12 protein-coding genes are annotated in these 15,294 nt (G+C 42.7%); all 12 read right to left on the reverse strand.

The genetic code is table 11. The features are described 5' to 3' along the window. Nucleotides 1-155: 155 nt before the first annotated feature. On the reverse strand, nucleotides 156-3,302 hold the full coding sequence (locus tag PS3_RS09915; protein ID WP_328285565.1) for a mucin-binding protein: 3,147 nt from the start codon (nucleotides 3,300-3,302) through the stop codon (nucleotides 156-158). Then, entirely contained in the window at nucleotides 3,289-3,984 is a 696-nt protein-coding gene (locus PS3_RS09920; protein ID WP_050950877.1) for a YSIRK-type signal peptide-containing protein, read from the reverse strand. Before PS3_RS09920 ends, PS3_RS09915 begins: the two co-directional genes overlap by 14 nt. A gap of 70 nt (nucleotides 3,985-4,054) precedes the next feature. After that, nucleotides 4,055-4,690, reverse strand: coding sequence for a helix-turn-helix domain-containing protein (locus PS3_RS06365; protein WP_040468440.1), 636 nt, complete (start codon nucleotides 4,688-4,690; stop codon nucleotides 4,055-4,057). A gap of 644 nt (nucleotides 4,691-5,334) precedes the next feature. Then, nucleotides 5,335-6,594: a phosphoribosylamine--glycine ligase gene (purD, locus tag PS3_RS06370; protein WP_040468452.1), complete on the reverse strand. Its 1,260-nt coding sequence runs from the start codon at nucleotides 6,592-6,594 to the stop codon at nucleotides 5,335-5,337. Between the two features lie 14 nt (nucleotides 6,595-6,608). Beyond that, nucleotides 6,609-8,147, reverse strand: a complete 1,539-nt coding sequence (purH, locus tag PS3_RS06375; protein WP_007122405.1) for a bifunctional phosphoribosylaminoimidazolecarboxamide formyltransferase/IMP cyclohydrolase — start codon at nucleotides 8,145-8,147, stop codon at nucleotides 6,609-6,611. Nucleotide 8,148: 1 nt separating this feature from the next. Continuing rightward, a complete protein-coding gene (purN, locus tag PS3_RS06380) occupies nucleotides 8,149-8,733 on the reverse strand; it encodes a phosphoribosylglycinamide formyltransferase (RefSeq protein ID WP_040468442.1) in 585 nt (194 codons plus the stop codon). Nucleotides 8,734-8,741: 8 nt separating this feature from the next. Next, the gene (gene purM, locus PS3_RS06385) at nucleotides 8,742-9,779 is read right to left on the reverse strand and encodes a phosphoribosylformylglycinamidine cyclo-ligase (protein ID WP_007122406.1); all 1,038 of its coding nucleotides are present in this window, start codon (nucleotides 9,777-9,779) and stop codon (nucleotides 8,742-8,744) included. Further along, nucleotides 9,779-11,233, reverse strand: a complete 1,455-nt coding sequence (gene purF, locus PS3_RS06390; protein ID WP_007122407.1) for an amidophosphoribosyltransferase — start codon at nucleotides 11,231-11,233, stop codon at nucleotides 9,779-9,781. Before purF ends, purM begins: the two co-directional genes overlap by 1 nt. Continuing rightward, the gene (purL, locus tag PS3_RS06395; RefSeq protein WP_007122408.1) at nucleotides 11,209-13,437 is read right to left on the reverse strand and encodes a phosphoribosylformylglycinamidine synthase subunit PurL; all 2,229 of its coding nucleotides are present in this window, start codon (nucleotides 13,435-13,437) and stop codon (nucleotides 11,209-11,211) included. The genes purF and purL overlap by 25 nt, the downstream gene beginning before the upstream one ends. A 3-nt stretch (nucleotides 13,438-13,440) precedes the next feature. Next, nucleotides 13,441-14,121: a phosphoribosylformylglycinamidine synthase subunit PurQ gene (gene purQ / locus PS3_RS06400; protein ID WP_007122409.1), complete on the reverse strand. Its 681-nt coding sequence runs from the start codon at nucleotides 14,119-14,121 to the stop codon at nucleotides 13,441-13,443. Nucleotides 14,122-14,124: 3 nt separating this feature from the next. Continuing rightward, nucleotides 14,125-14,370, reverse strand: a complete 246-nt coding sequence (gene purS, locus PS3_RS06405) for a phosphoribosylformylglycinamidine synthase subunit PurS (RefSeq protein ID WP_007122410.1) — start codon at nucleotides 14,368-14,370, stop codon at nucleotides 14,125-14,127. A 2-nt stretch (nucleotides 14,371-14,372) separates the two neighbouring features. Further along, on the reverse strand, nucleotides 14,373-15,089 hold the full coding sequence (gene purC, locus PS3_RS06410; RefSeq protein WP_007122411.1) for a phosphoribosylaminoimidazolesuccinocarboxamide synthase: 717 nt from the start codon (nucleotides 15,087-15,089) through the stop codon (nucleotides 14,373-14,375). Nucleotides 15,090-15,294: the final 205 nt, after the last annotated feature.

Genomic DNA, 15,294 nt, shown 5'->3' on the forward strand with positions numbered 1-15,294 from the left:
TAGAGATCCCCATTGATCTATCCTTTCATCTCTTATTCATTTTTAAAACACGAATAAAGGAGAGTTACCAAAACTGTAACTCTCCTTTACTTTCACCGTCCAATGGATGGGAAACTACAAAACTAGTAGCCGTGAATATTGAAATTAATATTTAATTAATTTCTTTTTTTCTTCTTCCCAATGACTGATAAACCTAGTAGTCCAATTACAGATGCACCAACAATACCTAGTGAGGTAAGTTCGTTATTTTCATCATTACCAGTTTGTGGTAACTTAGTGCTTTCAGACTTGGTATTAGTATTACTAATAGTATCTTGATCTTGCCAGCTAGTAGTTACTGTATGATCCTGGTAATCAGTAATCGTCTTAGTGATCTTATCATCATTTTTTGGTGTTGGTTCAGGTGTTGGTTCAGGTGTTGGATTTGCATCATATGTGACAACAACCGTTGTACTTGAACTCGATGGTGTAACCGTTGATCCCTCAACAACTGATTTGTTTGGAGTATATCCAGTAATCGAAGGCGAAGTTACATCAACAAATTGACCACTTGCCGGAGTAAATGATGTCGTATTAACGGTCTCACCATTAATAACTCCAGAATCAACGATTTGACCAGTTACATTGTCAACTACCACATTCTTAGTGAAGGTAACTGATTGAACATTATCATTAGCAGCCTTTGAACCATCAGAGTATTGGTACTTAATAGTTTGACTGACTTCTTTCTTCAAACCATTTTCATCTGTACCAGTAGGCCACTTAGGACCATTAGGATTATCCGGATTAATTGGATTACCAGGAGTCTGAGGGTTATTTGGCGTAATGTTAGTGTAGGTGTGTACCAGGTATACATTGAAAACTTGGTCTTGATCGCTATCAGTGTCGTAATCTGCTGCCGCGAAACCATTTGCTGTGGCATCACTCGTCTTATCTGTTGACAAGGCGTAACCGTTAGCCAAGTAGTCCTTCAATTGAGCATCGGCCGTGTTGAAGTCGATTGCCGTCCCGGCTTCACCAGTTTCATTGTAGGTGTTAAGAACCTTATCATTGTCAGTTTCGTCAATGATATTGATTGTGGCCTTTTGTTCACCAATCGTGTAAACCACGTTAACCGTGCTGTTGTCAGTTGACGCCGTCGGCGTTACTTCTTCAACACTCGTTAGGCTTGGCGTGTAACTTGCAATTGCTGGAAAGTCTACTTGTGCCCACTTATCAGTATTGCCACTTACGTGCCAGTCAGTCGTCGTGTAACCACCACCGCTTTGGACTTCTTGTCCTGTGACATTATCTGTCACAATGTTCCGGGTAAAGTCAACGTCTTGCGTTACCGTTGGTGCTGCCGTTTCACCTTGCTTTGGCCCATTGCCATAAGTGTAGTTAATCGTCCGCGTTACGGTCTTGTTAAAGTCATCGGCGGTATAACCATTACCTGGGTTGTCACTGTCATGGTTAGTGTAGGTGTGTACCAGGTATACATTGAAGACTTGGTCTTGATCGCTATCAGCGTCGTAATCTGCTGCCGTGAAACCATTTGCTGTGGCATCACTCGTCTTATCTGTTGACAAGGCGTAACCGTTAGCCAAGTAGTCCTTCAATTGAGCATCGGCCGTGTTGAAGTCGATTGCCGTCCCGGCTTCACCAGTTTCATTGTAGGTGTTAAGAACCTTATCATTGTCAGTTTCGTCAATGATATTGATTGTGGCCTTTTGCGTATCAATGGTGTACTTAACATCTATTGTCTGATCACCATAATCTTTATTCACCGTCGAAGATTCAACCGAAGTTTTATCAGCGGTATATCCTGCAATCGTAGGAGAATCAACTTGATTAAACTGCGTCGTATCAGCTTGCTTAAATCCTAAATTAGTTAATGCTGTGACAATGTCAGAAGTGTTCTTAACTTCATCATTAACATCATATTGAGATTTATCACCATCAAGTACATAAACAGTTGATTGACCAGTAGCTGAATCAGTTACTGTAGCAAAAGTTGCATTATTAACAACACTATCAGCCGCTTGTTCGCCAGCATAAGGTCCGTTTTCGTATGTATAATTAATCGTTCGCGAAGCGTTAGTAACCGTGACTTGTTGTGTTTGTACAACCTGATTTTCATGCCATTCTACAGTAGGTGTAGTCGGAGCAACCGGGGCAGTTGGGGCCTCTCCTGGATCTTTTGGCGTATTAATAGTCGCATTCATAGCAAACCACATGACCGTATTATTATTCTGGCCAATTTGGTTACCACTTACACTAAATTGAATATTACCATCAGTAAGAATTAATGCACCCGATCCGTAATATGCTGTCTTTGATTGTGGATAATCCCACCCTTGAATATAAGTACCAGCAGCCTCACTACCTGTACTTTCAGCATTAAATTTTGCCCCTTGCGCTACATATTCATTACTATTTACAGAATATACGGTTCCATTCTGATTCGTAATTGAAGATCCTGGTAGGTAAATGAATGTATTATTCCCGATTGAAACCTTTTCAACGTGGTCAGATTGATCATACTTAAAGGATGGAGTATAACTAATAGTCCCATTAGTTAAAGTATACTTACCAATCGTCTGACCAGTTGTATCATATTGATTGCCATTAGCATCCTTTGCAACATATGATGTATCATCAGTCGCAGTTCCATCAATAACTAATTTAGCTGGGTTAGAATCAGATAAAGTAACATTTTTTCCAGCAAAAAGATCTTGTAAACTTTCACTTACGACATTCACACGACCATCTGTTTGAGTCGGACCTTCATCACCCGAATATGGTTCCCACTGAACTTGTACGGCATTACCATCAGCATCATTAGCTTGTAATGTAATAGCTTGTGGCTTTTCATCTGGAAGATATTGGGTCCCATTCCAATGATTTAATGATGATAAACTTACAATCGCTTTACCATCGCTAAAGTCAACTTGGCTTCCATCTTCATAGTAGAATTTAATTCCCATATCCATGGAAATTGGATTACTAGTCTCGGTATTCGACCCGACAGTAATTGTAACAGTAGGGTCCCGACTAATGGTAACTAAAGCAGTTTCATCATTATTAGAAGAGCTCTCCAGTTTATATGTATAAACGATCTTAGCAATCTTCTTAGTTGTACCATCATCTTGGTTGTATGCTGTGTTACTTAAATTATCATAAGTAACAGTGATTTCATCACCAACCTTCATCAACAATACATGATCTTGTTGATTGGTGTATGGGTCAGTACTTGTTAAATCGCTACTTGTAAGAGCAGACGGATCATACTGATCTATAATTGCTTTTTCACTGCCGCCAATCCCAAGGACGCTTTACAGCATCTGGTGTAACATAATTGGTTACACCAGAAATAGATACTGTTGCATTAGGTTCGGAAGTCATGATCAAATTATTAGCCTGATCAACCATTCCTGCGCCTGATCCAGCAGCAACTTCTTTTTGATATTCATCGTATGCAGATTTAGCGGTGTTGTATTGTTCTAACTTTTCTTGATAAGTCTCTTGTTCACCCTGATACTTGGTCATTGCGTCTTGATAATCCGCAACGGTAGTATCAATTGCAGCAGCTTGACTCGCATAATCCGCAACCGCCTCTGACGTAGCTGATGTACCAGAATATTGTGAGGCAGCTGTTTCGTTAACATTTACACCGGCACTCTTAGCATTATCAACTGCAGAGCTTAAAGAGGTGCTTGAGCCACTCGTAGCAACTGTTGTGTCGGTTGGAACAGTACTAGTTGTCGTAACCGTTGCCTCACTGTCAGCTGTGCTAACACTTGCAGATGATGATGAATTACTAGTAGCAGCAACTACAGGGCTGTTATCAGTCGTTGTATCAGCATGTGCAATCGTTCCATTAAATAAAACAAAAGACGTCCCAAGCAACACTGAAGCAACCCCGAAGCTTAGCTTTCGGAGTCCCCAACGCTGTTTATTATCATTTTTCTTGTCATATAATTGTGTATTTTTTCTAGAAACCATAAAATACTCCTTATAAATAAGTATGATTTAAATATATTCAAAAATTAGAAAATCTAAAGTAACTATTAAGTTAACTGTCTAATGAACTTTCAATGTTAATTTGATAGAGTTCACTTGAAAGTGCTACAGCAAATAGTAACGATTCTTCCTCCTTATCATCAATAGAGGAAAGTTCTTGAACTTTTTCCAGTGCAAGATTAATCATTTCTTTCGCTTTAGCATAATCTCGCTTCATCTTGTATGCTATCGACATTCCATAGTAGGTAGCTGACAAATAGTCACGGTAACCCTCAACTGATGCCATCTGGGCAATTGTTAATCCAAAGCAAAAAATTGCGTCTTCGTACTCTTTCCTATAAAGATGCACAAAACCACCGAAAAAATGTTGAACAATATTATCGCGTGTACTTTCACCATTAATCTTTACCTGAGAAAGTTTCTTCTCTATAGCTGAAGCATCACACTTGAGCATCAATGAGATTAACTGAGAAACATAATTATCGTCATATTTGTCATTAACCAATATGGTCTCAACAGAAATTCCTAACCTACTCGTAAGTAGTTCTAGAACGTCAAGGCTTGGCAATTTGTTCTCGTTTTCTAATAAACTTACAGTTGACTGCTGGCAAATTCCTTCAGCAACCTGAATTTGAGTTAATCCTTGCTCTTTTCTAATTTTTTTAAATTTTTTACCTTTTACTTCCAAAATAGTACCCTAATTCTTTAACCAAGTTCCAAAAAAATAATATAAATTCACTGTGCATTCGAAAAAGTATGAATTACAAAATTTCAAACATTGCACAAGAATTCACATTTCTTGCATTCACCACCCTTAAAGATTTTAAGGTAATTATTTTTAAATAGACACTCAAATAACATACCCTATATACATAATGTACCTTATATAAATGACTATATCAACCTAATAGTAGCAATATTTCCTCATTTAAGCCTTCAAAAAATCATATTTATATATATTTTTTTAAATTATGTTCTATTTAGAATTGAGTTAAATTTGTGAACATCCAATCAAAATTTTATCACTTGATTTATAACGCACACAAAAAAGGTGATACCTTGTCATAATCAGGCATCACCTCGGAAGCGTAATAATCTACTAAAATTTGGGAAGAAATAGTATGGAATAAGAGATAGTAAAAACTAGCTTCCATATATATATTAACTTATTTATAATTTTTTCATAAATCAGTTTTATTACTTTTGTAACTTAATGGTTACAAAAATTTCAATTTGATAGTTTTGATACTACATACTTCTCCGACTTTTAACCACTATGAATTAATTTCAAAGTGCCCTTACAAAGGCTGAATTGTCTTTACCATTCTTCATCTAAATTTCCAACGCCTTATCACCAATGTCTCGACGATAGAAGCATTCTGGTTCATCAAGTTGCCCTAAATATTGATATACCTGATGTTGGGCTTCTTCTAGCGTGGCCGATTTACTAATCACCATCAGCAAGCGCCCACCAGTCCCAACTAATTGGTCTAGGCTACCGCCTACATTAGCAAAATCGATTTCAATTCCGGCTTGCTTAGGAAATGGTCCGATCGCTTGACCATGCACCGGATTAACTGGGTATCCAGCTGAGGCTAACACAACCCCCAGGACAGCATCATTAGTTTCTTCTACTTCTGGCATGGCTTGATCATTCACACACGCATCGACCAGATCAAATAAATCCGTCGCTAAACGTGGCAAGATGACTTGCGTTTCAGGATCCCCTAAGCGGACATTATATTCAATAACTTTCGGACCGTCTGCCGTTAACATCAAGCCAATATACAAGATCCCATGGTAATGATAATCACCAGCTACCAGTCCTTGAACAGTTGGAACCACCACTTCATCGACCATCCGTTGCCGATCCTTAGCGCTCAGTTGAGGGAGTGGACTATAAGCCCCCATTCCACCGGTATTCGGCCCTTTATCCCCATCGTTGGCCCGTTTATGGTCTTGGGCCATCGGTAGGATCCGATATTCACCGTCTTGAATCATCACGAACATAGAATATTCGGGACCGATCAGACATTCTTCCAGCACTAAACGACTGCCTGGCGTCTTCAAAATCTCCCGAATTGTCAATTCCGCCGTGGCTTGATCCTCGGCAATCACAACACCTTTGCCACCAGCTAAGCCATTATCCTTTATTACCACTGGAAAACCAAACTCACTAATCCCGGCTAAGGCCGCCTCTACATCTGCATAGGCCTGGTGCTTCGCCGTTGGCACACCGGCTTGGTTCATAAAATCAAGAGCATATTCTTTAGAACCTTCTAATTGTGCCGCCCGTTGGTTAGGACCAAAAATCTTCAAACCGGCCGCCTGAAAGGCATCCACCACTCCGGCACACAAGGCGTCTTCGGGGCCAACAAAGGTCCAGGCAACTTGATGACTTTTGGCAAAGTCAATTAGAACAGGAAAGTCGAGTTCTTCAATTGCAACTGGCTCGACCCCCACCATTGGCATTCCCACGTTCCCTGGCGCACAGAAAACGTGATCAACGTGACTACTTTGCTTTAATTTTTTGGCAATCGCAAATTCACGTCCACCGGAGCCGATTACTAATACATTTACTGGTTCCATCAGCAAGCAACCTCCTCTTAGTGACGGAAATGACGAACGCCAGAGAAGACCATCGCAATTCCTAATTCATTTGCTTTATCAATTGATTCTTGATCACGGACCGAACCACCCGGTTGCACAATGGCTTTAATACCATGTTCACCAGCATATGCCACACAATCATCGAATGGGAAGAAGGCGTCGCTCGCCATGACCGTCCGATCATCAATAGCATCGCCAGCATGTTCCACGGCAATTCGTAATGAATCAATCCGGTTAGGTTGACCTTCACCCACCCCAAGGGTCCGTTCATTATTTGCGACCACAATGGCGTTAGATTTGGCATGCTTAACGGCCTTCCAAGCAAAGGCCATGCTCTTTAATTGTTCAGCCGTTGGCTTAGCCTTCGTAACGACTTCCCATCCGGTTGGTTCTTCGGCCAAGACATCTTGTTCTTGGACTAACAAACCACCCATGACCGAAACAGTTTCATGTCCCATCGCTTCGTCTTTAGCGTCAAAGTTGACTTGTAATAAGCGAATGTTCTTCTTCTTAGCAAGGACTTCATAAGCATCGTCATCAAAACTTGGGGCAACGATAATTTCCAAGAAGATCTTCCGCATCTTTTCGGCCGTGGCTAAATCAACAGGTCGGTTGACGGCAATTACGCCCCCAAAGATGGACACTGGATCCGCTTCATAAGCTCGATCCCAAGCAAGTTCAAGCTCTTCAGCTGTCCCAATTCCACATGGATTCATGTGTTTCATAGCGACTACCGTTGGTTCATCAAATTCCCGAACACAACGGAGGGCCTCATCGGCATCCTTAATGTTGTTGTAAGAAAGTTGCTTCCCGTGCAATTGCTTAGCTTCCAAAATGGAGAATTGCTTAGGCATGGTATCCTCATACAACCAAGCCTTTTGGTGACTATTTTCACCATACCGCATCGTTTCTTTAAGATCGTAAGTCAAAGTTAACTTTTCGGGATCTTCGAGGCCAACTTGTTCGGTTAGGTATTGTGAAATCAAGGCATCATAGGCAGCCGTATGACGGAAAGCCTTTGCTGCTAACTTAAAGCGCGTTTCTAGGGTTGTATCCCCATCATTTTTAATCTCTGTTAATACTTGATCGTAATCAGCTTGATCAACCACAATCGTTACACTTTGGTAATTTTTGGCAGCTGAACGGACCATACTTGGGCCACCAATATCAATGTTTTCAATGGCATCCGCTAATTCAACTCCTGGTTTGGAGATGGTTTCTTTAAAGGGATACAAGTTAACACAAACTAGATCAATTGGGGTAATTTGGTGTTCCTTTAAAGTTGCCATGTGTTCTGGTAGATCCCGCCGGGCGAGTAAACCACCATGAACATAAGGGTTTAAAGTCTTTACCCGACCATCGAGCATTTCTGGGAAATGGGTTACATCTTCAATCCCAATGGTTGGAATTCCGGCATCATCTAACTGTTTCTTCGTGCCTCCAGTCGAGATAATTTCGTAACCATTAGCTACTAACCCTTGGACAAAGGGAACTAAATTGGTCTTATCTGAGACACTTACTAAAGCCCGTTTCATCTTATCCTTGCTCCTTTTTTGTTAAATCTGTTAACACTGCTTTTAAAACCTGTGGATATAACTGATGTTCAACCTCATGGACCCGACTTTCCAAACTATCAAGGGTGTCATCAGCCAAAATCGGTACATGCCGTTGGGCAATAATTGGCCCCGAATCGAGTCCGGCATCGATATAATGAACCGTTACCCCCGTCTGATCACGATGATCCGCAAAGGCCCGTTCAATCGAATGTAAGCCTGGATATTCTGGTAACCAGGCTGGATGAAGGTTAACAATCCGATGATCATAACGATCTAAAATTGTTGGTCCCACTACCCGCATATAACCAGCTAAGGCAATAAAATCAATTTGGTAGTCTTGCAAGACTTTTAAGATCCGTTCTTCATAAGCTTGCTTGCCACCGCATTCCTTAACCGTGAAGGTTTCCACTGGTATCTTAAATCTATGAGCTCGTTCAACCACTTTGGCATCCGGATGATCACAAAACATTAAGACTAAGTCGCCAGGAATCGTCTGATCTTGAAATTGCTTAGCCAGCACTTCAAAATTCGTCCCATTACCTGACGCAAATATTGCTACTCGCATCTCTTACCTCACTTAATGACAATCTTGGCCTCGTCTTCAGGTCGTGCCTTCAATTCTCCAATAATGTATGATTCCTCATCGAGGGTGCGCAACTGATTTTGGACCATCGTTACTTGATCCGGATGCACTGCCAAGACCATTCCAATTCCCATATTAAAGGTTTCGAAACAATCGTGTAATGGCAGTTCTCCTAATTCTCGTAAGTAGTTAAAGACCGGTAATTGAGGCCAAGTACTGGAATCAACGACAGCCTGCAAGTCATCGCCAAACATCCGTGGCAGATTTTCAACTAAACCACCCCCGGTAATATGACTGACCCCGGTGATGAGGTGTTGTTTAATCAATGGCAACACGAAAGGCACATAAATTCGCGTTGGTTGTAAAATGGCTTCCCCAACACTTTGCCCCGCTAAGGTTGCGGGTTGATCACTTAAAGCGACTTGATGATCCTTAAATAAGATTTGGCGAACTAGGGAGAAACCATTTGAATGAATTCCACTAGAAGCCAGTCCAATCAGAATATCACCAGCAACGGGATTATCACTCGTTAATAAATCATCTTTATCAACCACACCGGTAACAGTCCCTGCTAAGTCATATTCTTCAAAGGAATACATATCCGGCATCTCGGCCGTTTCACCACCAATTAGAGCCGCACCGGCTTGCCGACAACCTTCAGCCACGCCGCTGACAATGGCGGCCATTTTTTTCGGATCATTATGACCGGTCGCAATATAATCAAGGAAGTATAGTGGTTCGGCCCCCTGAGCGAGGACATCATTGACACACATTGCAACCACATCAATCCCAATCGTGTCATGCTTGTCCATCTCTTGGGCGATTAACAACTTGGTCCCAACACCATCCGTTCCAGACACCAAAATGGGGTGTTGAACCTTCAAGGACCCCAAATCAAATAAACCACCAAAAGCGCCGATTCCACCCATGACCCCGGGCCGATTCGTACTTTTGACATCTTGTTTAATCCGATCTACTAATTCGTAACCGGCATTTACGTCGACCCCGGCCTCTTGATAACGATTCATCAGATTAATTCCTTTCGTTCTTGTTCACTCAAAGATTTACGATAACCTTCTTCGTAATCATACAAAGGGGTTGGATAATCACCATTAAAGTAAGCAACCGTCAAACCACCATAGGGCGCATCGCCTGCATCAGGCATATCAATCGCTTTAATTAAGCCCGGCACGCTGAGAAAGTTCAGAGAATCGGCCCCAATGATTTGACACATTTCTTCGACCGAATAATGCGCCGCCATTAATTCGGCTCGGGTCGAAACGTCAATTCCATAAAAACAAGGGAACTTAAACGGCGGCGAAGCAATTACCATATGAACTTCTTTGGCTCCCACTCGCCGTAGCATTTGAATCAGTTGTTTGGAAGTCGTACCGCGGACAATCGAGTCATCCACCACGATCACCCGCTTGCCTTCTACCACCCCACGTACCGCAGCTAATTTCATCTGTACACTCCGTTCACGGAGTTCCTGGGTAGGCTGAATAAAGGTACGCGCAACATACTGACTCTTGACCAAGCCCATTTCATAGGGTAAGCCAATTTCCTCGGCATAACCGGAGGCTGCCGAGAGTGATGAATTCGGAACCCCAATGACAATGTCACCATCAATTGGGTGCTCTTGGGCTAATAACTTCCCCATTCGTTTACGCGCCGTATGAACCGTTACGCCATGAATGATCGAATCAGGACGCGCAAAATAGATATATTCCATGGAACAAACGGCGAGCTGGGTATCTTCCGTGTAGTGATCCTCATGCAAGCCATCTTGATCAATGACCAGCAATTCACCTGGTTGAACATCTCGGATAAATTTGGCGCCGACAATGTCCAATGCACAGGTTTCACTAGTAATGACATAGGCGCCGTTATCCATTTGGCCAATACATAGTGGCCGAAAACCATTGGGATCCAAGGCAGCGATTAAGCGATCTTTTTGTAATAAGAGAAAGGCAAAGCCGCCCTTAACCCGATTCAAACTCTTCTTTAGAGCTGGAATAAAGCCATCTTCTTTAATGTAGTGCCGGATCAAATGAATCAAAATTTCTGTATCGGAATCCGATTGAAAAACAGCGCCTTCATCTTCCAGTTCTCGTTTCAGACTAACAGCATTCACCAAATTACCATTGTGAGCTAAAGCCGTGTCCCCGTCATGAAAGCGGAACAAAAAGGGTTGCACATTTTCAACGGAATTACGACCAGCCGTCCCATAGCGAACATGGCCAATCGCCCGATCCCCTTGAAGGAGATCCAATTCCGCTGGATCGGCAAAAACCTTGGATAATAAGCCCCGGTCCCGGTGTTGGAAAAGGCGTTCGTGATTAGAAGTAACAATTCCGGCCCCTTCTTGGCCCCGGTGTTGCAGGGCGTGCAAACCCATGTAGGTTAGCTGACTAGCGTGGTCGGCACCAAAAACACCGAAAACCCCACACTCTTCATTTAGTCCTTTGATTTCAGCAGGCATGGAATGGCCTCCTTCCAAGTAGTCTGCAAATCAGCCACGGAAACATTCATATCGCCGTCAGCTGTGCGCGTATCTAACCAGTGCGTATTAGTGACTTCACCCACTAATTGGGCATCATCACCTAAAGCGTCTTCAAAAGCATCTTGCTGGTCTGGCGATACGGTTACGATGAAGCGACCTGGGGTTTCACTAAAGAGTTGCGCATTCGTTAAGTGCGTTAAGTTAAGTTCAAAGCCCAAATCAGTGTCAAATAAAGCTTCACTTAAGGCCACACCAAGTCCCCCCTCACTGAGGTCATGGGCACTTGCAACATGCCCAGCTTGCATGGCAGCTAATAAATTCATCATCATTTGATGACTCTCTTTAAGATCAAAATCATTCAATACCCCGTCAATATCACCTTGGAGCATCTTTTGTAATTCAGATCCGGCATAATCATCACCGGTTTGGCCTAATAAGTAAACCAAATCGCCAGCTTGTTGGGCTTGCATCGGAATAACATGGTCTAGATCCTTAATCAATCCAACCATCCCTACCATTGGAGTTGGATGGATAGCTTTGCCGTTATTTTCATTATATAAAGAAACGTTCCCGGAAATGACTGGGGTATCAAAAACCCGGCAAGCTTCTGCCATCCCCGCCGTCGATTGATGTAATTCCCAGAAAATTTCTGGATCGTTAGGGTTTCCGTAATTTAAACAGTCGGTAATGGCTAATGGTTGTGCGCCACTAGCAATGACATTAGCGGCCGCTTCGACGAGGGCAATCTGGCCACCCACCTTAGGGCTTAAGTAGACAAACCGGCCGTTCCCATCGGTGGTCATGGCAAGTCCCTTCTTTGTCCCACGAACGCGGATCACTCTCGCATCACTTCCGGGGCCGACGACCGTTGATGTCCGTACTTGGGAATCGTATTGTTGATAGAGTGATGACTTGTCAGCAATGGTCGTTTGACCTAACAGGTCCTTTAAAGTAGCTGCCGGATCATCAATTACTGGTTGCCAAGCAGGAGCTTGTTCCGCAGCGGCGATCCGTTGGGGCTTAGCTTCTTCACTTGGTTCTTCTAAGACATCATCAGTCAAAGTCGAAACTGGAATATCGCACACTTTTTCGCCATCGTGATAAAGGACATAGTCATGACCTTCCGTAATCCGCCCAATCACGACGGCTTCTAAATCATAAAAGTCAAAGATTTGCTTAACATCTTCTTCGTGACCTTGTTTAACACACAGTAACATCCGTTCTTGGGATTCACTCAGCATGATTTCATAAGCTGACATGTTGGGTTCACGTTGGGGAACTAGGTCGAGGTTTAATTCGACCCCACTCTCACCTTCGGAAACCATTTCGGCACTCGAAGATACGATTCCGGCGGCTCCCATGTCTTGAATCCCGATTAACCAATCGGCATGCTGTTGAATCAATTCCAAACAAGCTTCCATCAAAAGCTTTTCCATAAAGGGATCCCCGACTTGAACCGCCGAGCGTTGGGTCGCATTCTCATCGCTAAATTCTGCCGAAGCAAAGGTGGCCCCGTGAATTCCATCACGTCCCGTCTTGGCACCGACGTACATCACCGCATTGCCAACCCCGGCAGCCACGCCGGCTTGAATGTCTTTTTGATCCATCAAACCAACGCTCATGGCATTGACTAAGACATTCCCAGAATAGCAAGGATCAAAGGTGGTTTCCCCAGCTACAGTAGGGATTCCCATACAGTTTCCGTAGTCACCGATTCCCTTAACGACTCCAGTTAATTTCATTTGGTTAGAAACCTGATCTAATTCACCAAAATGCAAGGAATCAAGGGAAGCGATGGGACGAGCCCCCATGCTAAAGATATCCCGTAAGATCCCTCCAACCCCCGTGGCCGCTCCTTGATATGGTTCAACCGTTGAGGGGTGGTTATGACTTTCAGCTTTAAAAACAACCGCTTGACCGTCATCAATATCAACAACTCCCGCTCCTTCGCCGGGCCCTTGCAAAACGCGGTCATTCTTGTTCGGGAATTGACGTAAGACTGGCTTGGATTTCTTGTAGGAACAATGTTCACTCCACATGGCGGAGAAAAGTCCCGTTTCAGTGAAGTTTGGTAACCGGTGTAAAAGATGGTCACAAATATAATCGTATTCGTGTTCCGTCAAGCTCCAATCCAAGTATGGTTTTTGTTGCTTGATTTCTTCTGGTGTCATTGCTTGCTGCATCTCTTAAGCCTCCGCGTGAACTGATCCATTTTCTAAAAGTGATGTAAAGACACGTAAGCCGTCCGTATTCCCAAGAATAGCTTCTACGGCCCGTTCTGGGTGTGGCATCATTCCTAAGACGTTACCACGTTCATTACAAATTCCGGCAATGTTACGTAAACTTCCATTGGGGTTTTCTTCAGCATACCGGAACACAACTTGATTATTCTCTTCCAATTTATCTAAAGTTTCTTCATCGGCATAATAGGAACCATCAGCATGGGCAATCGGTAAGACGATCCGTTCATGAGCTTCATACTGAGTGGTGAACACCGTACGATTGTTAACTACTTCTAACGGAACTGATTTACAGATAAATTGTTGACTATCGTTCTTCTTTAAAGCTCCCGGTAACAGGCCAGCTTCCGTTAGAATTTGGAAACCATTACAGGTCCCAAAGACAGGCTTACCTTCATCTGCCATTTGCTTAACAGCGCCCATAATATTAGAAAAACGAGCAATCGCTCCTGAACGTAAGTAGTCCCCATAGGAGAAACCACCTGGCAACATTACTGCATCATAACCAGCGAGGCTACTTTCTTTATGGGTCACATAATCAACATCCGCCCCACAAACCGTATGCAAGGCTTCATATAAATCAATATCACAGTTGGATCCTGGAAAGACCACTACGGCAATCTTCATGAATTAACCCTCCCGCACTTCGTAGGTATACGTTTCCATATTAAAGTTGACTAGTAGTTCTTCGGCAATTGACTTAACTGACGCTTCAACCGCGTCGCCTGTAGCATTAATTTGGACATCAAAAAACTTACCGACAGTAACATCGGCAACCTCATCATGTCCCAAAGCATGAATTGAATTTTTGATGGTTTCTCCTTGGGGATCAAAAACTGATGGCTTGTAAGTAACATAGATCCGTACGTTGGTCATAATTATTTCTCCTCTAAAGCAGTTTGAATACGCGCTAATACTTGATCATAAGTTTCGGTAAGATCAGCTAATTGACGCCGGAAAACGTCTTTATCCATGTGGGCGTTCGTCTTCAAGTCCCACAAGCGACAATTATCTGGTGAAAATTCATCGGCTAAAATAATCGTGCCATCTGGTAATTTACCAAACTCTAACTTGAAGTCGACTAGTTTCATACCAGCCTTTTCAAAGAGGGCTTTTAAAAGTTCGTTAATTTCCCGACACATGGTCCACATTTGTTCTTGTTCGGCAAAAGTGGCGATTCCTAACGCATTAGCGGACGAAGCATTAATAAAAGGATCATCCAAGGGATCACTCTTATAAAAAGTTTCTTCAACTGCAGGATTCAAGTCGGCACCTTCATCTAAACCATAACGACTAGCAAAGTGCCCCGCCACGACATTTCGGGTGACGAATTCTAAGGGAACCATCTCACACTTTTTCACTAGATCTTCGGTCGGTGAAATAGTTTCCAATAAATGAGTCGTAATTCCATGATCCTTTAAATAATGGAAAACTAAATTGGAAATTGCATGAGCAGCATGTCCTTTACCAGCAAAATGTTCCTTTTCTTTCCCATTAAAAGCGGTGGCTTGATCTAAATATACGACCCGTAAAACTTCCGGATCATCGGTTGACCACATTTCCTTAGCCTTTCCGGCATATAACAACTCACTCATCGGTTATCTCCTTTTGGTTAAATCCGAACTTTGATACGACTAAAATAGCGTTTATTCGTTATTCATACATAGAATAACAACCACCATAGTAAAGGTCAACTGATCTCATGACATTTAATTGACTTTTAATCTTTAATGTTCGTGTTTTACCCACGTTTTAATCAACCCCAGACAAAAAGGGTTTGGCAAGCTGCCAAACCCTTAA

The sequence above is a fragment of the Limosilactobacillus gastricus PS3 genome (assembly GCF_000247775.1).
Classification (GTDB): domain Bacteria; phylum Bacillota; class Bacilli; order Lactobacillales; family Lactobacillaceae; genus Limosilactobacillus; species Limosilactobacillus gastricus_A.

Bases quoted from the DNA above. Each gene is read 5' to 3' on its own strand.
- purS (WP_007122410.1), bottom strand. From the start codon at position 14,370: ATGACCAACGTACGGATCTATGTTACTTACAAGCCATCAGTTTTTGAT.
- purL (WP_007122408.1), bottom strand. From the start codon at position 13,437: ATGCAGCAAGCAATGACACCAGAAGAAATCAAGCAACAAAAACCATAC.
- purM (WP_007122406.1), bottom strand. From the start codon at position 9,779: ATGAATCGTTATCAAGAGGCCGGGGTCGACGTAAATGCCGGTTACGAA.
- PS3_RS09920 (WP_050950877.1), bottom strand. From the start codon at position 3,984: ATGGTTTCTAGAAAAAATACACAATTATATGACAAGAAAAATGATAAT.
- purF (WP_007122407.1), bottom strand. From the start codon at position 11,233: ATGCCTGCTGAAATCAAAGGACTAAATGAAGAGTGTGGGGTTTTCGGT.
- purC (WP_007122411.1), bottom strand. From the start codon at position 15,089: ATGAGTGAGTTGTTATATGCCGGAAAGGCTAAGGAAATGTGGTCAACC.
- purQ (WP_007122409.1), bottom strand. From the start codon at position 14,121: ATGAAGATTGCCGTAGTGGTCTTTCCAGGATCCAACTGTGATATTGAT.
- purH (WP_007122405.1), bottom strand. From the start codon at position 8,147: ATGAAACGGGCTTTAGTAAGTGTCTCAGATAAGACCAATTTAGTTCCC.
- purN (WP_040468442.1), bottom strand. From the start codon at position 8,733: ATGCGAGTAGCAATATTTGCGTCAGGTAATGGGACGAATTTTGAAGTG.